Source organism: Enterococcus sp. DIV0724b, assembly GCF_050531475.1.
GTDB classification, from domain to species: Bacteria; Bacillota; Bacilli; order Lactobacillales; family Enterococcaceae; genus Enterococcus_L; species Enterococcus_L haemoperoxidus.
Genome location: NZ_CP172890.1, coordinates 3414926 through 3441877, shown reverse-complemented (window position 1 = coordinate 3441877; position 26952 = coordinate 3414926). Strand labels below are relative to the sequence as shown.

Here is a 26952-nt window from a genome sequence, read left to right as displayed (position 1 = left end):
GAGCTTGGCTGGACACGTAGTAAAATACGGAAAACACCGCGAACGTAGAAGTTTCGCCCGGATCAGTGAAGTGTTGGAATTACCCAACTTGATCGAGATTCAAACAGACTCTTACCAATGGTTTTTAGATGAAGGACTAAGAGAAATGTTTGAGGACATTTTACCGATCGATGATTTTCAAGGAAACCTATCTTTGGAATTTGTGGATTATGAATTAAAAGAACCTAAGTATACGGTAGAAGAAGCGCGTGCACATGACGCAAACTATTCTGCACCGTTACACGTTACTCTACGATTGACAAACCGTGAATCTGGAGAAATCAAATCACAAGAAGTATTCTTCGGTGATTTCCCTCTAATGACTGAAATGGGAACATTTATCATCAATGGTGCAGAACGTGTTATCGTTTCTCAATTGGTACGTTCACCAGGTGTTTATTTCCATGGAAAAGTAGATAAAAATGGTAAAGAAGGCTTTGGGTCAACAGTGATCCCTAACCGTGGTGCATGGTTAGAAATGGAAACTGACGCAAAAGATATTTCTTACGTACGTATTGACCGTACACGTAAAATTCCTTTGACTGTATTAGTTCGTGCCTTAGGTTTTGGCTCTGATGATACAATTTTTGAAATTTTCGGTGAAACATTAAGCTTACGTAATACAATCGAAAAAGATTTACACAAAAACGCAAGCGACTCTCGTACTGAAGAAGGGTTAAAAGATATTTATGAGCGTCTTCGACCTGGTGAGCCGAAAACGGCTGACAGTTCTCGTAACTTACTGAACGCTCGTTTCTTCGATCCAAAACGTTATGACTTAGCGAACGTTGGTCGTTACAAAGTCAACAAAAAATTAGATTTAAAAACACGTCTATTGAACCTAACTTTAGGAGAAACATTGATCGATGCTGAAACTGGCGAAATCATCGTTGAAAAAGGAACAGTATTAACTCACCAAGTAATGGAAACATTAGGTGAACATATCGATAACGGCTTAAACAGTGTAACGTATTACCCAAGTGAAGATGGTGTAGTTACTGAACCAATGACAGTTCAAGTAATCAAAGTTCTTTCTCCAAAAGATCCAGAACGCATCGTGAACGTCATCGGTAATGGGTATCCTGATACAAGTGTGAAGACTGTTCGTCCAGCAGATATCGTGGCTTCAATGAGTTATTTCTTTAACTTACAAGAAGACATCGGCAATGTAGATGATATCGATCACTTAGGAAACCGTCGTATTCGTTCAGTTGGTGAATTACTACAAAACCAATTCCGTATTGGTTTAGCTCGTATGGAGCGTGTGGTTCGTGAAAGAATGTCTATTCAAGACACTGAAACACTAACACCACAACAATTGATCAATATTCGTCCAGTTGTTGCAAGTATCAAAGAATTCTTTGGTTCTTCTCAATTATCACAATTCATGGATCAAACAAATCCTCTAGGTGAGTTGACACACAAACGTCGTCTATCTGCCTTAGGACCTGGTGGTTTGACTCGTGACCGTGCTGGTTATGAAGTTCGAGACGTTCACTATTCCCACTATGGCCGTATGTGTCCGATCGAAACACCTGAGGGACCAAATATTGGGTTGATCAACAGCTTGTCAAGTTATGCCAAAGTGAACAAATTTGGTTTTATTGAAACACCTTATCGTCGTGTTGATCGTGCCACTGGCAGAGTAACAGATAAAGTAGATTACCTAACTGCTGACACAGAGGATCACTACATTGTAGCGCAAGCAAACTCACGCTTAAATGAAGATGGAACATTCGCTGAAGAATTAGTAATGGCTCGTCTGCAAAGTGAAAACTTGGAAGTGACGATCGATAGAGTCGATTACATGGACGTTTCACCTAAACAGGTAGTTGCTGTTGCGACGGCTTGTATTCCTTTCTTGGAAAACGATGACTCCAACCGTGCCTTGATGGGTGCCAACATGCAACGTCAAGCAGTGCCATTGATCCAACCTCGTTCACCACTTGTGGGAACTGGTATGGAATACAAATCAGCCCATGACTCGGGTGCTGCTCTACTATGTAAACATGATGGTGTCGTTGAATATGTGGATGCATCAGAAGTACGCGTTCGCCGTGACAATGGCGCATTAGATAAATATATGGTCACAAAATTCCGTCGTTCAAATTCAGGAACAAGTTACAACCAACGTCCAATCGTTCTTTTAGGCGAAAAAGTTGAAAAAGGCGATACATTAGCAGATGGACCTTCTATGGAAGAAGGCGAAATGGCTTTAGGGCAAAACGTACTTGTCGGATTCATGACTTGGGAAGGATACAACTACGAGGATGCAATCATCATGAGCCGTCGTTTGGTAAAAGATGATGTTTATACTTCTATTCATATTGAAGAATACGAATCAGAAGCTCGTGATACAAAATTAGGACCTGAAGAAATCACGCGTGAAATTCCAAACGTCGGAGAAGATGCTTTGAAAGATCTTGACGAAATGGGCATTATCCGTATCGGTGCTGAAGTTAAAGATGGTGACCTATTAGTAGGTAAAGTAACGCCTAAAGGGGTAACTGAGTTATCTGCTGAAGAACGTTTACTACATGCAATCTTTGGTGAAAAAGCCCGTGAAGTTCGTGATACATCTCTACGTGTGCCTCACGGTGGCGGCGGGATTGTTCATGATGTGAAAATCTTTACTCGTGAAGCCGGAGACGAATTATCTCCAGGCGTAAACATGTTAGTTCGTGTGTATATCGTGCAAAAACGTAAAATCAACGAAGGCGATAAAATGGCCGGACGTCACGGTAATAAAGGGGTTGTATCCCGTATTATGCCGGAAGAGGATATGCCATTCTTACCAGACGGCACACCAATCGATGTCATGTTGAACCCGCTTGGGGTACCATCACGTATGAATATTGGACAAGTACTAGAATTGCACTTGGGTATGGCTGCTCGTCAGTTAGGTATCCACATTGCAACACCAGTATTCGATGGCGCCAATGATGATGACGTTTGGGAAACAGTTCGTGAAGCGGGTATGGCTCGTGATGCGAAAACTGTTCTCTATGACGGACGTACTGGTGAACCATTTGATAACCGTATCTCTGTTGGTGTGATGTACATGATCAAATTGGCCCACATGGTCGATGATAAATTACATGCTCGCTCTATTGGACCATACTCACTTGTTACCCAACAACCACTTGGAGGTAAAGCTCAATTTGGTGGACAACGTTTTGGGGAAATGGAAGTATGGGCACTGGAAGCATACGGTGCAGCTTACACATTACAAGAAATCTTAACGTACAAATCTGATGACGTAGTTGGTCGTGTGAAAACATACGAAGCGATCGTTAAGGGTGAACCAATTCCAAAACCAGGCGTGCCAGAATCATTCCGCGTATTGGTAAAAGAATTACAATCACTTGGATTAGATATGCGCGTATTGGACATTGAAGAACAAGAAATCGAATTACGTGATATGGATGACGATGATGATGACTTGATCACAGTTGATGCCCTAACAAAATTTGCCGAACAACAATCAGCGAAACAATTAGAAAAAGAAGCAGCTGAAGCGAAAGAAGCTGCAGATGCAGTTCTTGAACAAGAAATAGAAACTGCTGAAGATACAAAAGACTAATTGTTTGAAGTCTTATTAAAATTGTCAAGTTAGTTTTGTTTCAATCTCTCTTTGTAGAAAGAGAGTTGATACAGTTGGTGGAAGAAAATGAGTGTTTAAAAGTACTGTATTTTTCTTTCCACCCTAACTTTTCCTATCAAGAAATGGAGGGAATCCCTTTTGATCGATGTAAATAAATTCGAAAGTATGCAAATAGGTTTAGCTTCTCCAGAAAAGATCAGAAGCTGGTCTTACGGTGAAGTAAAGAAACCCGAAACGATTAACTACCGTACGTTAAAACCTGAACGTGAAGGTTTGTTCTGTGAACGCATTTTCGGCCCAACTAAAGACTGGGAATGTGCCTGTGGAAAATATAAACGTATTCGTTATAAAGGTATCGTTTGTGACCGTTGTGGTGTAGAAGTAACTCGCTCTAAAGTTCGTCGTGAACGTATGGGACATATCGAGTTAGCAGCACCCGTTTCACATATCTGGTATTTCAAAGGTATTCCATCTCGTATGGGTCTTGTTTTAGATATGAGTCCTCGTGCCTTAGAAGAGATCATTTACTTTGCATCTTATGTAGTAATTGATGCCGGAGATACATCTTTAGAGAAAAAACAATTATTAACAGAGCGCGAATACCGTGATAAACGTGATCAATATGGTCAAGGTTTTACAGCGGCAATGGGTGCAGAAGCTGTTAAACAATTATTGGATAACGTTGATTTAGATGGCGAAGTTGCTGGCTTAAAAGAAGACTTAAAATCAGCTCAAGGTCAAAAAAGAACACGTGCAATCCGTCGTTTAGATATTTTAGAAGCATTCCGTGCTTCTGGAAACTTACCAAGCTGGATGGTTATGGATGTTATTCCTGTAATCCCACCTGATTTGCGCCCGATGGTTCAACTAGAAGGTGGACGTTTTGCAACAAGTGATTTGAATGACTTATACCGTCGTGTAATCAACCGTAACAATCGTTTGAAACGTTTATTAGATTTAAACGCACCAAACATCATTGTTCAAAATGAAAAACGTATGCTGCAAGAAGCGGTTGATGCGTTGATCGATAATGGTCGTCGTGGCCGTCCTGTTACAGGACCAGGTAACCGTCCATTGAAATCTCTTTCTCATATGTTAAAAGGGAAACAAGGTCGTTTCCGTCAAAACTTATTAGGTAAACGTGTGGATTACTCTGGTCGTTCAGTTATCGTCGTAGGACCTAACCTTAAAATGTACCAATGTGGGTTGCCAAAAGAAATGGCAATTGAATTATTCAAACCATTTGTAATGCGTGAATTAGTTCAACGCGAAATCGCAACAAACATCAAAAATGCAAAACGTAAAATCGAACGCGGAGAAGATGAAGTTTGGGATATTCTAGAAGAAGTTATTCAAGAGCATCCAGTATTGCTTAACCGAGCACCTACACTTCACAGACTTGGTATCCAAGCCTTTGAACCAGTGTTAGTTGAAGGTCGTGCAATCCGTCTTCACCCATTAGTGTGTGAAGCCTACAATGCCGATTTCGATGGAGACCAAATGGCTGTTCACGTTCCATTGAACGAAGAAGCACAAGCAGAAGCACGTATGCTAATGCTAGCTGCTCAAAACATTTTGAATCCAAAAGATGGTAAACCAGTTGTAACGCCTTCTCAAGATATGGTCTTAGGTAACTACTACCTAACTATGGAAGAAGAAGGACGTGAAGGGGAAGGCATGATCTTCCGCGACATGAATGAAGCTGTTTTAGCATGGCGTAATGGATACGTGCATTTACACTCACGTATTGGTGTTCAAACAACATTGCTTGGTGACAAACCGTTTACGGATTGGCAAAAAGAACGTATTTTGATCACAACTGTAGGTAAGATCATCTTTAACGAAATCATGCCTGTAGAGTTCCCTTACTTGAATGAACCAACAGATTACAACTTAACGGTACAAACACCTGACAAGTATTTTGTAGAAGCTGGTACAGATATTCCTGCGCACATTAAAGAGCAAGAATTAGTTTTACCATTCAAAAAGAAAAACTTAGGGAATATTATCGCTGAAGTCTTCAAGAGATTCCATATCACTGAAACTTCTAAGATGCTTGATAGAATGAAAGACTTAGGCTATAAACATTCGACTCATGCTGGGATGACCGTTGGTATCGCTGATATCATGGTCTTGCATGAGAAACAAGAAATCATCGATGATGCCCATAAACAAGTCGAAAATATTACGAAACAATTCCGTCGTGGTCTGATTACAGATGACGAACGTTATGAACGTGTTATTGCTGTTTGGAATAAAGCCAAAGATGAAATTCAACAAAAACTGATCGAAAGTATGGACGCTAAAAATCCAATCTTCATGATGTCAGATTCTGGAGCCCGTGGTAACATCTCCAACTTTACTCAGCTTGCTGGTATGCGTGGACTTATGGCCGCTCCAAACGGACGTATCATGGAATTGCCGATCATCTCGAACTTCCGTGAAGGACTTTCTGTCTTGGAAATGTTTATCTCTACCCATGGAGCTCGTAAAGGGATGACCGATACAGCCTTGAAGACAGCCGATTCAGGTTACTTGACTCGTCGTTTAGTTGACGTAGCACAAGATGTTATTATTCGTGAAGACGATTGTGGAACTGACCGCGGTCTAGTAATCCAATCAATTCGTGAAGGAAATGAAATCATTGAACCGTTAGAAGAACGTCTACTTGGACGTTATACGCGTAAATCAGTGATGCATCCTGAAACTGGCAAAATGATTATTGGTGAAGATCAACTGATTTCAGAAGATCTTGCAAGAGAAATCGTTGACGCTGGTGTTGAAACTGTAACGATTCGTTCCGTATTTACATGTAACACGAAACATGGTGTATGTAAACACTGTTACGGCCGTAACTTAGCAACTGGTTCTGGTGTTGAAGTTGGGGAGGCAGTTGGTACAATTGCTGCTCAATCAATCGGAGAACCTGGTACTCAATTAACAATGCGTACGTTCCATACAGGTGGGGTTGCCGGAGATGATATTACTCAAGGTCTACCTCGTGTTCAAGAAATTTTTGAAGCACGTAATCCTAAAGGACAAGCAGTCATTACAGAAGTAACAGGTGAAGTAATCGATATTTCTGAAGATCCTGCAACACGCCAAAAAGAAGTAACGATCAAAGGGAAAACTGATACACGTACGTATACAGTTCCTTATACTGCTCGTATGAAAGTCGCTGAAGGCGATACGATCCGTCGTGGTGAGCCGTTGACAGAAGGTTCGATCGATCCTAAGCAACTGCTACAAGTTCGCGATGTTTTATCTGTTGAAAACTACCTATTACGTGAAGTACAACGTGTTTACCGTATGCAAGGGGTGGAAATTGGCGATAAACATATCGAGGTAATGGTTCGTCAAATGCTTCGTAAAGTTCGTGTCATGGATCCAGGTGATACTGAAATCTTACCAGGTACATTACTAGATATCGCTGAATTTAAAGATCGTAACTATGACACATTAGTAGCTGGTGGCGTTCCTGCAACAAGCCGTCCAGTCTTACTAGGAATCACAAAAGCATCATTAGAAACAAACAGTTTCTTATCTGCTGCGTCATTCCAAGAAACAACTCGTGTGTTAACAGATGCTGCAATCCGCGGTAAAAAAGACCCATTACTTGGTTTGAAAGAAAATGTTATCATCGGTAAGATCATCCCAGCTGGTACTGGTATGGCTCGTTACCGTAACATGGAACCAAAAGAAGTTGGCGTAGCGAGCGAAAATGTGTACAGTATCTCTGATATTGAAGCACAAATGGCTGCTGAAGATGCTTTGAATGAGTTGAATAAATAATAGTAAACAAAAAGGCTTGAAATCATATGATTTCAAGCCTTTTTTATTTAATAAAGTTCTGATGCAGCTTCTTGATCTAAAATAATTGTTAAATTAGGATGGGTTTGTAATAAGGAGGCGGGGACATCATTTGTGACAGGGCCGAAAAATGCCTGTTTGATGATCGCAGCTTTTTTCTTTCCTGTGGCAAACAGCACAATTTCTTTTGCTTGCATCACACTTTTTGGTCCCATAGTGACGTAAAAGTCTGGACGCTCATTTTCATCGCCGCCGACCTCGCTTAATAAAATATCTTTCATATGTTCAGTAGCGTCTTCTCCAACATAAGAAGTTAAATTTTCAAATTTTGTTGTTCCTGGTAGGTTCCCACAATAATGTCCATCTGCTCCAATGCCTAGTAAAATCAAATCTAATCCACCATCTTGTTCAATTCTCTTGTCCTGATTCTTATAGTTGTTTTCGTCCAAGGGATGTATGTGGCTTTCTGGAATTTCTGCTGGTTTAAAGAATAGGTTATTAAGATTTGTCATCGTTACACCATATCCTTTTTTCTGTTTGAATGGAATCTCATCAAAATTGTAATAATGAACATTGTCAAAATAATGTTTGTTTTTTACATCAGAAACTAAGTATTCATACATTTTAACTGGTGTCGATCCAGCGGTTATGGCTAAATTCACTCGTTTATTTTGATACATTTTACCTAATAGAATATTTGCAGCGACCCGGCTCATTTTTTCGTAGTTTTCTTCAATGATGATTTTCATTTTTTTTAACAGCTCCTTCTTTTTATTTAACTTATCATGTGGGAACCATCCCATGTCAATAGAGTTTGTATAAGCAAATCAATGTCATTATTTTTTTGTTGGGCTTATGATAAGGAAAAAGATGAGGTGAAGTAAATATGGAACATCATTATTACGAAAAAGCGATTTTTGCTGGCGGTTGTTTTTGGTGCATGGTTAAACCTTTTGATACTCAACCAGGTATTATTTCCGTGGTGTCAGGATATACAGGAGGGCATGTTGAATATCCAACCTATGAGCAAGTCACAACAGGCGCAACTGGTCATACAGAAGCAGTTGAAATAACGTATGATCCTGCAATCATTCCATACGAAAAATTAGTAGAAACTTATTGGCAGCAAACAGATCCAACAGATGCCTTAGGTCAATTTGCAGATCGTGGTGATTCCTATCGTCCTGTTATTTTTTATAGTAATGAATCGCAAAAAAAGATCGCTGAAAAGTCAAAAGATGTATTACAAAAGAGTGGTCGTTTTACTCAACCAATTGTGACTAAAATTGAACCAGCTCAACCGTTCTATCCAGCGGAAGACTATCATCAAGAGTATTATAAGAAACATAGTATACATTATAATCTCTATCGAGAAGGATCAGGCAGAGCTAGTTTTATTCGGAAAAATTGGAAAGAAGATAAATAAAAAAGTGAGTTGACATTACCAGCTATTTGAATAGTAGGTAATATCAACTCTTCTTTTAAGAGCATATAACTCGAGTTTGAAGATATCAAAGGCAGCAGGAGGAATGATAATGTTATCAGTAGAATGTTGTAATTTCAATATTATTAATATATAATTAACATGATGATTGATATAATTTTTATGCAGGACGGTGAAAAATGGATATAAAATTAGAATTAGGAAAAAAAATACGCTTACTTCGTGAGCAAAAAGAAATGAGTAGAGAAGCTTTTTGTGATGACGAGTTAGAATTAACAGTCAGACAGCTTTCAAGAATTGAGTCAGGAGAATCTTTACCTACGTTACCCAAACTTACATACATATCTCAACGATTATTTGTTCCAATTTCACATTTGATAGATGAAAGTCAAATGACCTTACCTAAGAGGTATTTAGAATTAAAAATGAGTTTGTTTAGGCGGCCGCCTCAGTATAATAAAGAGATGGAAGATAAAGTAGAATCTATTTTTAACGAAATCTATGAACAATTTTATGATATTTTACCTGAAGAGGAACAATTGTTAGTTGATGTTGATCAAGCAATCATTGATGTTCATCATTCAGAAAAAATAGACTTTGGTGAAGGGATTTTAAGTGATTACTTTTTTCAAGTAAAGAATAAAACAAAATATACAGACAATGATTTGATCATTGCTAACCTTTACTTTCATTGCAGTAGGTATTCAGATGTGGATAGTAAGGAATTTGAACAGTTAGTTGAGAAGTGTCTTGATCAAGTTAATTATGCTTCAGATGTCGGTGTCTTGATTCTGGGTCAAATTTTAATCATTGTCATGGGGGTATATATCAGTATAGATGAGTACGGGAAAGTTATGAATGTAATCAAGATTTTTAATACTATCATGAAGTCAACGCAAGATTTCCACAAAAAACCAATTGTAGATATGCTAGAAGGAAAATGTTGGTTACAAAAGGGTGAAATTGAAAAAGCAAAACAAAAATATCAGGATGCTAGTTTATTAGCGAGGCTTCATCAAGAAGAGTTATTATCAAAAAAGATAGAAGAAGAATGGAAAGCGGATTTAAAAGAAAGTATATTTGAAGACTAGACAGGAAGAATTAATCAAGGTGCTTTATATATAATAACGTTCCTATACTTCATCATATACATAATTTAGATACTATTAATAGCATTTCAAATTTCTATAAACAGGTGAAACAATAGTGCTAAATGTAGGATCAAGAACAAATCCGATTACTAGCAAACCAAAATGGATTACTACACAGTATCTGATAGGTGCAGCTCTCGTAAACAATAGATTGGCAATGGGAAGAAGAGTTTGTAAATAATTAAGTCATAAACTATTAAAGCATGAGTATGTTTTAATAGTTTATTTTTGTGCATAAAAATAGGCTATATAAGAATATATGAAACCAACAACAGATGCTGGACAAGAATGTCCTGTTGAAAAAATTGATCAAGCAGTAAAGTGAGGCATGTAAACAAGAGGAAAAAAACTTATAAGAATCGAAAGAAAGCAGGTGAGCGAAATGTTTAAATTGCTAGTGCTATGGTGGGAAATCTAAAAGGATGACAAGAATGTCCTGTTGAAAAAATTGATCAAGCAGTAAAGTAAGACATGTAAACAAGAGGAAAAAAACTTATAAGAATCGAAAGAAAGCGGGTGAGTGAAATGTTTGAATTGCTAGGGCTATGGTGGGAAATCTAAAAGGATGACAAGAATGTCCTGTTGAAAAAATTGATCAAGCAGTAAAGTAAGACATGTAAACAAGAGGAAAAAAATCTTATAAGAATCGAAAGAAAGCGGGTGAGTAAAATGTTTGGATTGCTAGGATTATGGTGGGAAATCTAAAAAGATAAAAATATCCTGTAAAGAAGACATATTAAGAAAAACAGAAAACAGGATCAATACATAAGCAAGTCAAAAGAAAGGAAGGAAAGGAAATGTCTAATATAGAATATTTTATTGAAGATCAAACAGTTGTGCATAGAAAATTAATCATTGTGAATAGTAGCAAAGAAGACAAATTGTTGAAGGTATTAAATCAAGGCGAATTATTAAAGATTGTGATGATTCCCAAAAAGACAGAGAAGGAATTGATTTTTGAACATTTAAAGGTAGAAGACCTCGAAATTTTAGAAATAAAATGACAAATCCAAATAACGGGAGTGCTGAAAATGGAATTAATTGAAAAAAATAACTATCTATTAAAAACAAATGACTTGGTGAAGAAATATAAAGAGTATCAGGCTGTGAATGAAGTTTCAATGACTATCAATAAAGGGGATATTTACGGGTTTATCGGGAAAAATGGTGCTGGAAAAACAACCTTTATTCGCTTAGCAACAAGATTGATTGAAAAAAGCTCAGGGTCATTGTCTTTCAACTCAGAAAATGTGCTGAAGATGGGAGCGGTTATTGAAGGGCCGGCTTGTTATCCATATTTATCCGCCAAAGATAATTTAAATTATTATGCAATTCAAAAAAATATTAAAGACAAAAAGCGTATTGACGAGGTACTAGCATTTGTAGGACTCGATAAAGTCGACAATAAGAAACTTTTTAAGGATTATTCGTTGGGAATGAAACAACGGCTTGGAATCGGCTTAGCTATTTTGGATCAACCAGAGTTTCTGATTTTAGATGAACCCATCAATGGGTTAGATCCTCAAGGAATCGTTGAGATTAGGGAAATTATTCATCGATTGAATCAAGAGTATAGCACGACAATTTTGATCTCAAGTCATATTTTAACAGAGCTTTCATTGGTTGCCACTAGATACGGCATTATAAATGAAGGAAAGTTAGTCAAAGAATTGACGAAAGAAGAATTGGAAAATGAGTGTGGTCAAAATATTGTGCTAACAAGCTCAGATAATCATCAAGCAAATAAGATTTTAGCTAGTCATGATTATTATGTAGAAGTTCATCAAAATGAACTGTATATCAAGGAAAAGAAGGAAAATATGGAAACAATCGCTCAACTCTTATTTGACCATGGTATTTATTTAACAAATTATTATTACAAAGAAGAAAACTTAGAAGAGTACTTCTTAAATTTAATTGAAGGAGGAGTTTAAAATGATGCATTTACTAAAATCAGATATTTACAGAATTATCAAAAGTTCACTATGCTTTTACTCCATGGCAGGCTTGATTCTTTTAGGAGTATTCTTCGGATTTTTAGGCGCCTCAAGCACAGATACTGCTGAGGAGTTAATACAATCAGGGCTGTCAAATGGTTCTATGCTGATACCAGTATTTTTGACCAATGTTTTCATGGTTGCTTGGGGACATGAATTTAATTACCGAGTAGTCAACAATTCTTTAATTGCAGGAATGAGTAGAAAAACATTCTTTTTTAGTAAAACAGTCTTAACTTTTCTGCTAACTATTTTGTTTGTGACTGTTTACGCAGCAAGCTTAATCAGCGTAGCATTTATTTTAAAAGGAAGCTTTCCTTTGACTGTAGCTCTTAAGCCTGTACTTGTTCAGCTACCTTTGTATTTAGCAGCGAGTTGTGTGGGAATTTTATTATTCAATGTGTTACAAGCTTCGTATACTTCTGTTGCAGCATTTATTGCCATTGCATTTATTGGAGATACTATTTTATCTAATATCATTTCAAATTATCTTGAAAAGTTCGACTTTCTGTTGGATACATTGTTCTTTTCAAATTTACGCAACATTACAGATTTAGCAGTGATAACTAACGACCAGCTGCAGACAGCGTTAATCAGTAGTGTCATTTATGGAGTCATTGCATTACTTATTAGTTTTAACGTATTTCGTAATAGAGAATTTAAATAATGAGGTGGGAAATATGAAGAAAAAAGTTATTTACGGACTTCTTTTACTTGTCCTGTGTGCAAGCAGTTTATTCTCAGCTACAAAGGCATATTCATTAAATAATGAGATGGAGAAAAAAGAAGAAGAGTTAATCATTTCAAAAAATAACTATCCAGAAGTTTATGATTTTATCGATGCTATGACTGTGGAATCTTTTAAGAATAAAATTGAGAAACAAGAGGATTTCTATGTCTACGTTGGTCGCCCGACTTGTGGAGACTGTAATGCCTTTGAGCCAGAGTTGATCGAGTTGATTGAAAAATATGAAATTGAAAATCAACTCAAATATTTAAATGTTGCAAAGTTGAGGACACAGGAAAATGAGTGGGAAACGTTCAAAAAAAACTATGATTTACTTTATACTCCTACTTTAGCAAAATTTGAACAAGGAAAGCTTGTTAGCAAAGTTGAGTGGTCACCAGAGTCAGGCATTTCAATCAAGCAAGTAAAAAAATGGATTGAAAACAACATGGAAAAAGTTACTAATTAAATACATCTGAAAATGGAGGAAAAACAAATGAAAAAAAAGATAGCTATTCTTGTGATAGGTGTAGTCATTGCAGGTATTTTTTACCTGAATTACGTGAATGAAGAAAATACCAAGGTAAATAAAGAATGGGCATTGACGGATGAACAAGTATCTAATGTAGTGTTAAAAGGAATCAGTCAAGATTTAAATGTTATTTTGAAAAAAGGGGATACAAATACGGTGCAAGTTGCTGGGGAAATGCCTGTCTCTTTTGCAGATAAACTAAAAGAGATCCAACCAGAGAAAGATAAAATGTTGATTTCATTTGCAACAGAGATAGGTGTCAGTATTGCTAAAAATAGTAAGGAGAAATTAACAGTAACTATTCAGACTACAGACACTAAGCTGTTAAAAGAACTGAATATCAAGATGAACAAAGGAAATGTAGTTGTTCAAGTTCCTAATGAGTTTGAACGAAGATATGAACTGGAAACGAATAAAGGAGAGGTAACAAATCCGAAATCAATTAAAAATAATGCCGATGAGTTGATCAAAGTCGAATTAGGATTTGGCAATATCGATATTGTCGAGTAAGAAAGTGAGAGGGGAAACTATGTACGCACATACTATGCAAAATATGGTCAATGATTGTGGTCTTGCTACAATTCAAACGCTATTCAAGCAGCTAAAAATAAAAAATGTTGCGATGGAAGTAGAACAACAAGTAGATACTATTGAACAAGGGTTATCTTTATTAGAAATCCAACAGATATTAGAAAACAATGGTGTGATCAGCGAGGCTTATCAGGTAACAAATATTCGAGAATTATTAACACAACAATTTCCGTTGATTTGTGTTATACATCGAGATGGCTTGCCTCATTATATTGTTGTTCATGCAATCAAAAATAATGCAATCACATTTTCTGATCCAGCAGAGCCCAAAATTTTGATAGAAGATATTGAAGATTTTACGGAACGATTTATGGGCTATGCGATTTGCGTTGAGGAAATAAAAACTATAGATCGGGAAAAAAGTAATGGAGTCAAAGAGCTGTATAAAGAAATTATTGGCAATGTCAAAGTGAAAGATCGATGTGAATTGTTTATCCTGACTGTTTTAAAATATATTTTACCGCTTAGTGTGACATTTTTTATGCAATATATTATGATTTTTCAAATGGAAAATATGACGTTACCTTACTTTTTCGCATCGGTTGTCTTTTTCCTGACATTAATGGGCGGATACTACTATGTGAACCAAAAAGATATCCAGTTGAAAACAGCGCTGGAAAATCAATTTCAACAGAAAGTATTGTTTGATTATTACCAGCAAAAAAACAATAATTTTGTCGAAAAGAGAAATATGGATAATATCATGGGGCACTTCTGGAATTTGCTTTTATCGGTGACAGGAATTCTTCATAAACTATATTTGAAATTTGATAGTGTATTCATCGTTTTCTTATATGGGATTTTGTTCAATATTAATGGATTCTTAGCAGTGATGATGATGTTTTGGTCAGTTGTTTACATGGTTCTAGTGATGAGAGAAGCAGAGAAAATCCAGAATTTTGAAAAAGCTTTAGTGACGAGTTCAAATAGTTTATCATCCACAATTGAAGAGCAAGTTAGTCACTCTTTAGATATCCGTTTATTTACGAAAGATGAAGTCGCAGAAGAGAAAGTATTAGATAAAATGTCTGATTATTTCGATAAGAAATTGATCAGCTATGAATTGTCGGCTAGGATAGATTCTTTATTTGAATTGATTAGTTCGTGTATGATGCTTAGTACATTCGGTTTATTTATCTATTCCTATATTTTTGGTGAAGATCAATCGATGTCAGAATTAATTCTCAGTGTATTTATTATTTCCATTGTGATATCGAAATTAAAGCCAATTGTGCAAACGTGGTTAAAAGTTCAGAAAAGTGAAATGGCTGTATCCTATATTCAAAATAATATTGAGCGTAGTGAAGTTGATCAAGAAACGAAACAGCTTGGGGTATCTAAAGATATTGAGAAAATTGAGTTGAAGAATATCTCATTTTCATATAACGAAGACACTTCGGTTTTGTCTAATTTAAATTTGCGTTTCCGCAAGGGACATGTGACAGGAATATCAGGAGGAAATGGTTCAGGAAAAACAACGTTAACGAAGATATTATTAGGAATTTTAGAACCGGACAGCGGTGAAGTAAGCATAGATGATCATAGCTTTACTTCGCTATCACATACAAACATTGCCAAGTACACTAACGCTTATTTTCCCGAAATGTCTGTATTCAAAAACTCAATCGGAAATAATATTCAATTTAATTTGAATGAAAAAATGGCTCATTCTAATAAAATGATTGAAAGTTATAAAAAACGTCTTAACTTTGATTTGCCAGACAATCATGTTGTTTTTTCTCAAGGCGGAAATCTATCTCAGGGGCAAATTCAAAAGATACTACTACTTCGAGCTTTAGAAGTAGAAAAATCAATTTATATCTTTGATGAACCTACTACAAATTTGGATAAAGAATCGGCGAAAGAGTTTCTTCAAATCATCAAAGAATTGTCAAAAAATAAGATAGTTATTTTAATTACACACGATCAACAGTTGTTAAATCAATGTGATGAAATTATTTTATTAGAAGAGGGAGGTGCGGCATGAGAAAAAAAATATTGGGCATATTAATCATACTAGCAATGTTTGCAGCAGGAAGTTTCTGTTTTTCTCAACTTTCTTTTTCAAAAGGGAAAGAAGCGTTCATAAGTGTCAACGAGCAGGAGGTTGTGAAAGCAATCAAAGACAAACAGGATATGATTGTTTATTATGGGCAAGACTCGTGTGGTGCTTGCCGAGTATTTCAACCTACATTAACAGAAGCGATTAAAACAACGAAGAAGAAAGTATACTTTTTAGATGGGGATAACTTCTCAACAAAAAAATTTAGTGAAAAGTATAATATCACCGGAACACCTACAATGATCGTTATTAAAAAAGGAGAGGTATTGCGTTTTGAGGGGGTGATGGAACTAGCAGAAACAATCGAAACCTTAGAATCGATTTAAATAACTAACCAAAGAAAAAAAACTTTAATACTATTGTGAAAAGAATTGGAAATATAAAAAATAACTATACCAGAGGAGAGAATGAATATGAAAAAATTAACGATGAAAGAAAAAAACGAAGTAAAAGCAGGCTGGGTTTGCGTATTATGGGGAGCCGTATGCTGGGGTTAAATAAAAAAGGAGGAATAACCATGAAAAAAATGACAAAACAAGAGAAGAATGAAGTAAAAGCAGGCTGGGTCTGTGTATTATGGGGAGCCGTATGCTGGGGTTAAATAAAGAAGGAGGAACGACTATGAAAAAAATGACAAAACAAGAGAAAAATGAAGTAAAAGCGGGCTGGGTTTGCGTATTATGGGGAGCCGTATGCTGGGGTTAAATAAAGAAGGAGGAACGACTATGAAAAAAATGACAAAACAAGAGAAAAATGAAGTAAAAGCGGGCTGGGTTTGCGTATTATGGGGAGCCGTATGCTGGGGTTAAATAAAGAAGGAGGAACGACTATGAAAAAAATGACAAAACAAGAGAAAAATGAAGTAAAAGCGGGCTGGGTTTGCGTATTATGGGGAGCCGTATGCTGGGGTTAAATAAAGAAGGAGGAACGACTATGAAAAAAATGACAAAACAAGAGAAAAATGAAGTAAAAGCAGGCTGGGTTTGTGTATTATGGGGAGCCGTATGCTGGGGCTAAATAAAGAAGGAGGAACGACTATGAAAAAAATGACAAAACAAGAGAAAAATGAAGTAAAAGCGGGCTGGGTTTGCGTATTATGGGGAGCCGTATGCTGGGGTTAAATAAAGAAGGAGGAACGACTATGAAAAAAATGACAAAACAAGAGAAAAACGAAGTAAAAGCAGGCTGGGTTTGTGTATTATGGGGAGCCGTATGTTGGGGATAGACTAAAAATAGTTTAAAATGCGTCATCAAATTTTGATGACGCATTTACTTTGTAGTAATCAAGGAAGGACAAGTCTTTATGAAATAGTTTACATAATCCACACAAAAAACAAACCAAAACTAAGAAAAGGGACAAATGGAATCTCGTAAATTTCTTTCTTTAGTATATAGTTCGAGAAAATATAAAAAATCAGTCCGCTGCTGCTGGCAATACAAAGCATGAGTAATTGTGAATGGAGACCTAATAAAGTTCCCCAAATACTAATGAGTAAAACATCTCCACCGCCTAAACAGAATGTGTCTAATCGATTTAGGAGTGAGAGGCTCATAAAAGTAAGTAAACCCAATTGCCAATGAAAGATTTGAGCTAAATATAAATGGTTAATACATAGAAACAGGGAAAAGCTATAAAAAAGTTTCGGGTCAACAACAAAGTAGTAAATGTCAGTTAGCGAGAGAGAAAATGCCATCAGCAAAAAAAGCAAACGATAAATAGTGAAACTAGAGACTCCTTCAGAGAAATTATAGACAAATAATAACCCACAGATTCCCTCACTAAAGAGATAAAGACAAGACAACTGTTGTTTACAATGACGACAGCGAAATTGTAGAAATAAAATAGAAATGATCGGGATCAACTCAAAGTTCTTTAATTTAGTCTGGCAAAATGAACAGCGTGAGGCTGGGAAAAATATTGATCGGTTAATCGGCACACGTTCTGCGACTAAACAAAGAAATGAACCGACTACACACCCAAGGATAAAATAAATAATCAGCATATAAAAACTCCTTTCATAAAAAAATACGCAAATAAATGGCTTTTTAACTAGACAATTCTTTTTTTATTCGGAATAATGAAAGTGAGAATTGAGGCGAGAAGATGGAAAAAATAGCAATTGGTGTAGATATTGGAACGACGCAAACAAAGGCTGTTGCTTTTAGGGAAGATGGAGTAGTTCAAGCATCTGCTTATATTCGTTATCCACTTATTCAAGAAGTAGAAGGAATGGCAGAACAAGATGTAGATCAGATTTTCCAAGCAGTGGTGACATGTATCAAACAAGTAGTGACTAAAGTGCGACCCTTAGACATTTCGGTGGTATCTTTTTCTACTGCGATGCATGGGTTGATTGTCATGGATAAAAATAATCAGCCTGTGACAAGAGTCATTACGTGGGCTGATAATCGTGCGGAAAAATATGTAGAAGAACTAAGAGATACTGCTCTTGGAAAAACTATTTATCAAAATACAGGATTGCCAATGCATCCGATGACGCCGTTTCATAAAATTCGTTGGCTAAAAGAAGAATTTCCTGATATTTATGAGCAAGCAGACAAGTTTATTGGAATGAAAGAGTATATTTTTTACCAGTTATTTGATCGATATATTACAGATATCAGTACTGCTTCGGGGACGGGATTTTTGAATATCTATGACTTGACTTGGGATCAGCTTGCTTTGGAAGAGATGGGTATTTCTGTGGAGCAGTTGCCGTTTCTAGTACCCCCTACTTATCAAGTATCTGATTTAAAAGATAAGTGGGTAGAGCATCTGGGTTTGCCGGCTGAAACGATTTTTGTGTTAGGAGGAGCGGATGGTCCATTATCTAATTTAGGTTTAGGCGCTGTGACAAAAGGAACGGCTACACTGACTGTTGGTACGAGTGGTGCTTTAAGGTATATCGTGGATCAACCTCAAGTCCATCCGCAAGCGGAGACTTTTTGCTGCGTGCTAGATGAGACGCATTGGGTGATTGGAGGAGCAACGAGTAATGGTGCTGGGATTTTTGATTGGGCTTGTGAAAACTTATTGACGGAAGTTCAGAGTGAAGCTCGTTCGGCTGAAAAAAATCCATATAATGCTGTGATGAATCTTGTAAAAGAAACGCCTGTTGGTGCTAAAGGATTATTGTTTCAGCCGTATTTGTTAGGAGAGCGCGCACCTTTATGGAATGCAGAAGCAACTGGCAGTTTTGTTGGATTGAAGCGAAACCACGATAGTAAGTTGATGATGCGTGCAGTTGTTGAGGGGATTTGTTTGAACCTGAAGCGGATTTTGACCGAATTGGAAGACTTGGGCGGAGCAGTGAAAGAAATTCGCGCTACAGGTGGTTTTGCTGATTCAGAAGTCTTTAAAAAGGTGATGGCAGATGTTTTAGGTCAGCGCCTTTCATTAACAGAAAGTGTTGAAGCTTCGGCGTTAGGTGCTGTTTTATTAGGCTGGCAAAGTATAGGAAAAATTGCAGATTTAAATACAGCTAGTGAACAAGTAGAAATTTATAAAACAATCGAGCCAGATTTTAAAAATAATCAAATTTACCAACAGGTTTATCCTTTGTTTATAACAACGCAACAGCAATTATCTGCCAGTTATCATCAGTTAGCTAAACTAAGAGCAGATTTAGAATAAATTTTTTTGACAAATAAGGCTGAACTTGCTTTACTAGTAGTAAGAGAACGGAGGAAAGGGAATGAAAAAGTTATGGATTATCTCTTTGCTTTTAGCAGGAGTTTTTCTGACAAGTTGTGGATCTAAAGGGATCTCGGCGGAGGATGCGGGTGCGTTGTTTGTCGATCGTTTGGTTTATCAAAAAGAAGAAAATAAATTTGCTAAAGAATTTCGCGATGGTGAGCAAGTCGGTAAAGAGCTAGATGAAAATAGCAAAACTTTCGAAGAAAATTTTGCCAAAGGCTTATCCTCTACAGGAGCAAAAGTTCCAAAAAAAGAGGCAGATCAGTTGACCAACGAACTTTTACAGCAAGCAAGACAAAAAACAACTTATAAAATCGTTCAAATAGATGAAACAAAAAGCGGAGCAACAATCACTTATTATGTTACTGGACTTGATCTTGTAAGTGCAATGCAGGAAATGACGAGGCAGCTAGTGAAAGAAACCTTGGCTGATCCAGAAATAGCGAAGGACGAACAAAAAACACTAGAAGCAACTTTTTCTATCTTAGAAGAACGTGTCAAAGCAATCAAAATCAAAACAGACCCAGTTAAAATGACATTGCACTTGGAGAAAGAAAAAGGGAAATGGTTTGTGCCAGATAATCAAAAAAAAGCAGTATCTAATTTGTTTATGGCATTCATTTCAGGTTCAAAAGATATAGATACGATGAATAAAGAATTAGAGGAAGCATTGAATGAGGTTGCCAAAGAAATTATCAACTCATTGGATACTATAGCGATACCTGATAGTGACTAAGGAGTTAGTTTATAATTATTATTAAATGAGAAATAATATAAAAATGAAGATTTTAGTGTACTTTTCCATGATTTCGTACTACAATTGTATATAGATAAAAATTTAGGAGGATGATGTATAATGAAATTTGAACAAACTAAAGAAGTATTGAACCAACTAGTTGCAGATCTAAGCCAGTTTTCAGTGGTAATCCACCAAACTCACTGGTATATGCGTGGCCCAGAATTCTTGACATTACACCCTAAAATGGACGAATACATGGACCAAATCAATGATCAGTTAGATGTTATTTCTGAACGCTTGATCACATTAGATGGCGCTCCTTACTCAACATTACAAGAATTTGCTGATCATACTGGTATTTCAGATGAAATCGGCACATATGAACGTACAATTCCTGAACGTATGGAAAAATTAGTTGAAGGCTACCGTTATTTAGCTGACTTATACCAAAAAGGAATTGAAGTGTCTGGTGAAGAAGGCGACGATTCTACACAAGATATTTTTATTGCAAACAAAACAGATATCGAGAAAAATATTTGGATGTTGCAAGCAAAATTAGGTAAAGCACCTGGTATTGATGCAGATTCACGTGCAAAAACTCGTTAATCAAAAAAGTTAAATCTTCTGAAAGATAGCATACTATCTTTCAGAAGATTTTTTAGTTTTCTTCGCTTTCTAATTTGCGCTTACTGCGTTCAATTGCGGATTTGACTTGATCGAACCCAGTTCCGCCATACGAATGTCGACGCTCAATGGCGGTTTTTGACGATAGGGTTTGGTAGATATCAGATTGGATCAAAGGAGTAATTTTTTGGTATTGTTCTAATGGAACATCTTGTAAATAAATGCCTTGTTTTGTACAATCTAAAACTAATTTTCCAACCACTTCATGAGCTTGTCTAAAGGGCATTCCTTTGCTTGCTAGATAATCTGCTAGTTCTGTTGCATTTGAAAAATCTTTTTCAGTGGATTGTTCCATGATCTCTTGGTTCAGTTTCATCGTCTCTACCATCCCAGCCATGATCTCTAAACTAGTCAAAATCGTGTGAGACGTATCAAACATGCCCTCTTTGTCTTCTTGCAGGTCTTTGTTATAAGCTAGCGGTAATCCTTTTAAAACCGTTAGAAGGCTGAATAAATTGCCATATACGCGACCTGACTTTCCCCGAATCAATTCTGCCATATCTGGATTCTTTTTTTGTGGCATGATCGAGCTGCCTGTAGAAAAAGTATCTGTTAGTTCAACAAATTGAAACTCATGACTGCACCATAAAATGAGTTCTTCGCAAAATCTGGAAAGATGCATCATTAGAATGGAACTATTGCTAAGGAATTCTAAAATGAAATCCCGATCACTTACGCCGTCTAGACTATTTTCGTAAATGGAAGAAAAACCTAGTAATTCAGCTGAATAAGCACGATCGATTGGAAAAGTCGTGCCGGCAAGTGCTGCACAGCCTAAGGGGGAAATATCGATTCGCTTCAGACTTTCAGAAAAACGTTCTTGATCACGTGTCAACATACCGTAATAAGCCATCATATGGTGAGCAAACGAGATCGGTTGTGCATGTTGTAAATGGGTGTAGCCAGGCATAATGGTCTCAATATTGTCTTCGGCTTTGTGGACTAAAACTTGGCGGAATAAGTGGATCTTGCTAATGACTTCTTGAACGATTTCTTTTAAATAAAGATGCATGTCTGTAGCGACTTGATCATTTCTACTACGGCCTGTATGCAATTTTCCTGCAACTGGACCGATTTCATCATGGAGCAGTTTTTCAATATTTAAATGGATATCTTCATTTTCTATACTGAATGTCAGTTCACCGGCAAACAGTTTTTCTTGAATCGTCGTAAGTCCTGAACTGATTTGTTCGGCTTCATCTGCCGTTAAAATCCCTGTCTTAGCTAACATTTTTACATGGGCTAAACTTCCGATGATATCTTGTTTAGCTAATTTTTGATCAAAAGGAATCGATGCACCGAACGCATCGATCCATGCTTCGCTTTTTCCTTCAAAGCGTCCACCCCATAATTTTTCCATGCTGTACACCTCATTTATGTATTATTATTCATTATGATAAGAAATAAGGTTGGACAGAAGTGTTTTACTCCGAGAAAATAAGAAGTAGTGGTTTCTGTGCCAACCGTTTGTTCTGTTTTCTTGAGACTAAAATGAAGACGTATCGATTCCCTTATTTCGATCCGCAGACCAAAAAGAAATTCTCCTCGGATAAGTCATTTAAGATAGGTGAATCGGATAACCTTATTTACAACACTGTAAAAGTTAACTCACGTATAGATTCAACCTAGAAAAAATAAGCGTATCAGTGATTATTTTTTGTGTAGCGATGCTTGGACTTCTGCGTTGACTTTGGTTGGAAGCCCCCATAGTTTGATAAATCCGACAGCAGCGTCTTGGTCAAAGGTATCGGCAGAAGTATAAGTCGCTAAGTTTTCGTTGTATAAACTGTTTTCAGACTTACGCCCTTCAACGATAGCATGTCCTTTGAATAGTTTTACCCGTACTATGCCATTTACGTATTTTTGGGTAGATTTTAAGAAAGCAATCAAAGCGTCGGTTAATGGGTTAAACCATAATCCGTCATAAATGATTTGTGATAATTGGTTTTCGATGATTGGTTTGAAATGGGCTACTTCACGAACAAAGGTCAAGTCCTCCAACTCTTTATGCGCAGTCATTAGTGTGATCGCTGCTGGACATTCATAGACTTCACGTGATTTGATCCCAACCAAACGATTTTCCACATGATCGATCCGACCAATGCCGTGTTTACCAGCTAAATCATTCAAGTCTAAAATTAAATCGGATAACAGCATTTCTTTTCCGTTGATTGCTGTAGGAACGCCCTCAACAAAAGTTAATTCGATAATATCAGCTTCATCAGGCGCATTTTCTAAGCTAGCAGTTAGCTCATATGCACCTTCAGGAGGTGTTGCCCAAGGATCTTCTAAAATGCCACATTCATTGGCACGGCCCCAAAGGTTTTGGTCGACAGAATAAGGATTGTCCAAGTCCGCAGGGACAGGTACACCTTTTTCTTTGGCATAATTGATTTCTTCTTCTCGTGACCATTTCCATTCACGAACTGGTGCAATCACATTTAACTCAGGTGCAAGGGCGTTGATCGCGACTTCAAAACGGACTTGATCATTCCCTTTTCCTGTACAGCCATGAGCGATTGTGGTTGCGCCAGTTTCGTGAGCTAATTCTACTAATTTCTTAGCAATCAGCGGGCGGGATAAAGCCGATACTAGTGGGTAAGATTGTTCATAAAAGGTATGACCTTGTAATGCAATCAAAGCGAATTCCTGTGCAAATTCTTCCTTAGCATCAATCGTATAAGAAGCAGAAGCACCAACTTCTAAAGCTTTATTTTTGATAAAATCTAAATCTTTCTTTTCACCGACGTCTAAACAGCAAGCAATCACATCGTATCCTTCATCCACTAACCATTTAACAGCAACAGAGGTATCTAGTCCTCCAGAATAGGCTAAAACAACTTTTTCTTTCATGAGTAACACTCCTTATTTTCTAATTGTCTTTTTTGATTGTTCTCATCATATCACTTAAAAATACAAAAATCAACACTTTTTATAAATAAATATACATAAAATTAAATATTTTGGGAATAATATACATTTTTATTTTTGGGAGGCGCGTAATATACATTACGCATAATTAGGTGTTTTCTATTTTGAAATTAGAAGTAAAACTTTTTAATCGTAAAAAATTAGAAGAAAAATAGTGGAAAACCTTAGAAATTCATTGACTTTACTAGTGATAGAAGGTATCATATTAAATGGTATTGTTTGCCCCACAATGAGCCCCGGAAACTCAAGTGAATGTCAAACATCGAATAGAAAATTGGAGGAAAGAATCGTGCGTACAACATATATGGCCAAATCTGGCGAAGTAGAACGTAAATGGTATGTAGTAGATGCAACAGATATCCCAATGGGACGTCTTTCAACTGTAGTTGCTTCTATCTTACGTGGAAAAAATAAACCAACATTCACACCACATGTGGATACTGGAGATTTCGTAATTGTAATTAATGCTGATAAAATCAAATTAACTGGTAACAAAGCAAGTGATAAAATTTACTACCGTCACAGCCAATACCCAGGTGGGTTGAAATCTGTTACTGCTGGTGAATTACGCGATAAAAACTCTCGTCGTTTAATCGAAACTTCTGTAAAAGGTATGCTTCCTAAAAACACTTTAGGCCGTAAACAATTTACTAAGTTAAACGTATACGGTGGAGCTGAGCATCCACATGCTGCACAACAACCAGAAGTATTAGATATTACTAACCTAATTTAAGGAGGGAAATTCATTGGCTCAAGTACAATATATCGGCACTGGCCGTCGTAAAAATGCAGTTGCCCGCGTACGTTTAGTACCTGGTACTGGTAAAATTACTGTAAACAAAAAAGATGTTGAAGAATATATTCCACACGCTGACTTGCGTGAAGTTATCAACCAACCATTTGGCGTAACTGAAACTAAAGGCGCTTATGATGTAATGGTAAACGTTAATGGTGGAGGCTACTCTGGTCAATCAGGTGCGATCCGTCACGGAATCGCTCGTGCATTATTAGAAGTAGATCCTGATTTCCGTGCTGCTTTAAAACGCGCTGGACTTCTTACTCGTGATGCCCGTATGGTAGAACGTAAAAAACCAGGTCTTAAAAAAGCCCGTAAAGCTTCACAATTCTCAAAACGTTAATTATTGGAATCGTTGCGAATTTATTCGCTTACGAATACACTATGGGACGGAGATTTCGCAAGGAATTGAGTACCAGTCAATTAGAATGTTTCAAGACACTTTCCAGTTTTTGGAAGGTGTCTTTTTTGTAGTACTAATAGTATAATATGGATGTATACAAGTAAAGTATTGGGAAATGTAATAGTCAATATTATTAACTGAGAATTGTACTGGTAAAAAAAGAAAGTGAACGTTGCCTTTAATTTATATTTTACAAGGTTGATTGGAGTGTATTATATGAAACACTTTTCGAAAAACTATTTAGCTATGCAGTATCCATTAGCTAATGAGAAAAATGAAGAACTACTTACGTTGTCTTATAATTATGTTTTGGAAATGTCTAAATCCAAACCTTTTAACATTCAATGTATAGCTATAAAAAATTTTTTTAAGAATAGTGAAAATGAGCCATTAAAAGATCATTCGTATCATAGTAACTATCAGGTGTTTTGTGATAAACATCCAATTAATTGTGCAAGAGATTTTATTTACAAAAAAGATTATTACACTACTAGAGAGATGTATTTGATTGCTCCTTCTCATTATTTGTATTACACGTATAATGTTTTTAAATATTTCTATAAAACCTTTGGTAGAATTAAATTAGATTTTTCAACTATAAATCTTCAAATAAATTATTCTGGGATCATTTCTTTTACAAAAGAAGAGCCGATTAAAGAGCTAAGTAAATTTAACCACTCCTATGAACTATTTCAAGATAAAAAAAATGAATTTATTGGTAATAAAGTTTTAACTATTGATATTCAGGATTTTTTTAAAAATATTAGTTCAAAAAAATTAATTGACAAGCTTAGGAGAAAAAATCCATCAAAAATATGTGAAAATGATATAAACAATCTAGAACAGTTTTTTAATGCTAACTATTATACTCACTTACCTCAATTTCACTATTCAATTGCCTCGTCTTCATTGTCACAGTTCTATTTAACCGATTTCTCTAATGAAGTGGATAGAATTTTATTGAAAGAAAATTGTGAAGGAGTAAGATTTGTTGATGATATGTTTATTAGGTTACCCAAAGGTAAGTGGACTAAAACAATAAACAATATGTTAAATGAATTTACGTACCATTTATGGTGTGATGGTTTAAATTTGAATACATCGAAAACTAAAATTTTTGATAAAAATGAATATGAAAAAAGTGTAGAATTAGAAGAGGGTTCATATTTCGATGAACAAGTCAGCAGGCAAAATAATAAAAGTAAATCAAGGTTTCCTACAGAAAAGCTAATTGCTGATAAAGTTGATAAACTATTAACAAATGATGCTGAATTATTAGAAACATTTCTAATAAAGTTAAAAAAACTGGATAATACTAAGGGAATTGATTTGACTGAGTACCATAAGTTAGTAGATCAATATATTGCAATTGATGGAGAACATGTTTCTAAAGTTATAAATAATCTAATGTATGGATACAAATGGAAAGCTCTAAGTCCGAGTACTTTGAATAAATTAATTTCAAACAATAGATTCATTTTTTTTAATCCATCTCAGTTTACAACATTTTTTATACTGATTTATGAACACTTGAAATTGTTAAACAAGTTAGAAAATGATTTCTTATCAATATTAATTAATTTACTCAAACATCAAAATAGCTATACATTAAGAGAGTGTATAATTACAATACAGCATTTTGTTCAGATAAAATCTCTTGATCTTGAGTTAGAAAAAAAGATTATTGATGTCAATGCTGAATTTATAAATTTTGTTCGTGAGTATATAATTAAGTAATTGAAAAC

At 36.1% G+C, this 26952-nt stretch carries 21 protein-coding genes; 17 read left to right on the top strand and 4 right to left on the bottom strand.

Annotated features, from left to right (window positions below; genetic code table 11):
- The first annotated feature begins 4 nt into the window (after nt 1–4).
- Both rpoB and rpoC read left to right on the top strand, forming a co-directional pair.
- Nucleotides 5–3622: a DNA-directed RNA polymerase subunit beta gene (rpoB, locus tag IGJ02_RS15910; protein ID WP_010762204.1), complete on the top strand. Its 3618-nt coding sequence runs from the start codon at nt 5–7 to the stop codon at nt 3620–3622.
- Between the two features lie 159 nt (nt 3623–3781).
- Nucleotides 3782–7435 (top strand): DNA-directed RNA polymerase subunit beta', encoded by a 3654-nt coding sequence (gene rpoC / locus IGJ02_RS15905; protein ID WP_010762205.1) that lies wholly within the window; start codon nt 3782–3784, stop codon nt 7433–7435.
- Between the two features lie 47 nt (nt 7436–7482).
- On the opposite strand, the gene IGJ02_RS15900 is transcribed toward rpoC, so the two are convergent.
- A complete protein-coding gene (locus tag IGJ02_RS15900) occupies nt 7483–8202 on the bottom strand; it encodes a glucosamine-6-phosphate deaminase (protein WP_430602695.1) in 720 nt (239 codons plus the stop codon).
- A 137-nt stretch (nt 8203–8339) separates the two neighbouring features.
- Between IGJ02_RS15900 and msrA the strand changes: the two genes are divergently transcribed.
- From msrA to IGJ02_RS15855, 9 genes are all read left to right on the top strand, one after another.
- Nucleotides 8340–8879: a peptide-methionine (S)-S-oxide reductase MsrA gene (gene msrA, locus IGJ02_RS15895; RefSeq protein ID WP_010762208.1), complete on the top strand. Its 540-nt coding sequence runs from the start codon at nt 8340–8342 to the stop codon at nt 8877–8879.
- 197 nt (nt 8880–9076) lie between these two features.
- Nucleotides 9077–9988, top strand: coding sequence for a helix-turn-helix domain-containing protein (locus tag IGJ02_RS15890; RefSeq protein ID WP_430602694.1), 912 nt, complete (start codon nt 9077–9079; stop codon nt 9986–9988).
- An 857-nt stretch (nt 9989–10845) separates the two neighbouring features.
- Entirely contained in the window at nt 10846–11052 is a 207-nt protein-coding gene (locus IGJ02_RS15885; RefSeq protein ID WP_010762210.1) for a hypothetical protein, read from the top strand.
- A 27-nt stretch (nt 11053–11079) separates the two neighbouring features.
- Nucleotides 11080–11982: an ATP-binding cassette domain-containing protein gene (locus IGJ02_RS15880; protein ID WP_010762211.1), complete on the top strand. Its 903-nt coding sequence runs from the start codon at nt 11080–11082 to the stop codon at nt 11980–11982.
- 1 nt (nt 11983) lies between these two features.
- Nucleotides 11984–12712 (top strand): ABC transporter permease, encoded by a 729-nt coding sequence (locus IGJ02_RS15875; protein ID WP_010762212.1) that lies wholly within the window; start codon nt 11984–11986, stop codon nt 12710–12712.
- 13 nt (nt 12713–12725) lie between these two features.
- Nucleotides 12726–13241: a thioredoxin family protein gene (locus tag IGJ02_RS15870; protein ID WP_010762213.1), complete on the top strand. Its 516-nt coding sequence runs from the start codon at nt 12726–12728 to the stop codon at nt 13239–13241.
- Nucleotides 13242–13268: 27 nt separating this feature from the next.
- Nucleotides 13269–13814, top strand: a complete 546-nt coding sequence (locus IGJ02_RS15865) for a hypothetical protein (RefSeq protein WP_430602693.1) — start codon at nt 13269–13271, stop codon at nt 13812–13814.
- A gap of 19 nt (nt 13815–13833) precedes the next feature.
- Entirely contained in the window at nt 13834–15882 is a 2049-nt protein-coding gene (locus IGJ02_RS15860; protein WP_430602692.1) for an ATP-binding cassette domain-containing protein, read from the top strand.
- On the top strand, nt 15879–16283 hold the full coding sequence (locus IGJ02_RS15855; RefSeq protein WP_430602691.1) for a thioredoxin family protein: 405 nt from the start codon (nt 15879–15881) through the stop codon (nt 16281–16283). Before IGJ02_RS15860 ends, IGJ02_RS15855 begins: the two co-directional genes overlap by 4 nt.
- 987 nt (nt 16284–17270) lie before the next feature.
- Here the strand turns inward: IGJ02_RS15855 and IGJ02_RS15850 are convergent.
- Complete coding sequence (locus IGJ02_RS15850; protein ID WP_430602690.1) at nt 17271–17960, bottom strand: prepilin peptidase; 690 nt, start codon at nt 17958–17960, stop codon at nt 17271–17273.
- A gap of 101 nt (nt 17961–18061) precedes the next feature.
- Between IGJ02_RS15850 and IGJ02_RS15845 the strand changes: the two genes are divergently transcribed.
- The 3 genes from IGJ02_RS15845 to IGJ02_RS15835 all read left to right on the top strand — a co-directional run bounded on the left by IGJ02_RS15845 (nt 18062) and on the right by IGJ02_RS15835 (nt 20999).
- Nucleotides 18062–19591, top strand: a complete 1530-nt coding sequence (locus tag IGJ02_RS15845; protein WP_430602689.1) for a gluconokinase — start codon at nt 18062–18064, stop codon at nt 19589–19591.
- 61 nt (nt 19592–19652) lie between these two features.
- Nucleotides 19653–20390 carry a DUF5105 domain-containing protein gene (locus tag IGJ02_RS15840; RefSeq protein ID WP_430602688.1) on the top strand — a complete coding sequence of 246 codons (738 nt, stop codon included), beginning with the start codon at nt 19653–19655 and terminating at the stop codon, nt 20388–20390.
- A 120-nt stretch (nt 20391–20510) separates the two neighbouring features.
- The gene (locus tag IGJ02_RS15835; RefSeq protein WP_010762221.1) at nt 20511–20999 is read left to right on the top strand and encodes a Dps family protein; all 489 of its coding nucleotides are present in this window, start codon (nt 20511–20513) and stop codon (nt 20997–20999) included.
- A 52-nt stretch (nt 21000–21051) separates the two neighbouring features.
- Here the strand turns inward: IGJ02_RS15835 and argH are convergent, their stop codons facing one another.
- Nucleotides 21052–22437: an argininosuccinate lyase gene (gene argH, locus IGJ02_RS15830; RefSeq protein WP_430602687.1), complete on the bottom strand. Its 1386-nt coding sequence runs from the start codon at nt 22435–22437 to the stop codon at nt 21052–21054.
- Nucleotides 22438–22727: 290 nt separating this feature from the next.
- A complete protein-coding gene (locus IGJ02_RS15825) occupies nt 22728–23930 on the bottom strand; it encodes an argininosuccinate synthase (protein WP_430602686.1) in 1203 nt (400 codons plus the stop codon).
- A gap of 364 nt (nt 23931–24294) precedes the next feature.
- Between IGJ02_RS15825 and rplM the strand changes: the two genes are divergently transcribed.
- From rplM to IGJ02_RS15810, 3 genes are all read left to right on the top strand, one after another.
- A complete protein-coding gene (gene rplM, locus IGJ02_RS15820) occupies nt 24295–24741 on the top strand; it encodes a 50S ribosomal protein L13 (protein ID WP_303393681.1) in 447 nt (148 codons plus the stop codon).
- Between the two features lie 13 nt (nt 24742–24754).
- Complete coding sequence (rpsI, locus tag IGJ02_RS15815) at nt 24755–25147, top strand: 30S ribosomal protein S9 (RefSeq protein ID WP_010762225.1); 393 nt, start codon at nt 24755–24757, stop codon at nt 25145–25147.
- Between the two features lie 276 nt (nt 25148–25423).
- Nucleotides 25424–26944 (top strand): reverse transcriptase domain-containing protein, encoded by a 1521-nt coding sequence (locus IGJ02_RS15810; protein ID WP_430602685.1) that lies wholly within the window; start codon nt 25424–25426, stop codon nt 26942–26944.
- Nucleotides 26945–26952 lie beyond the last annotated feature (8 nt).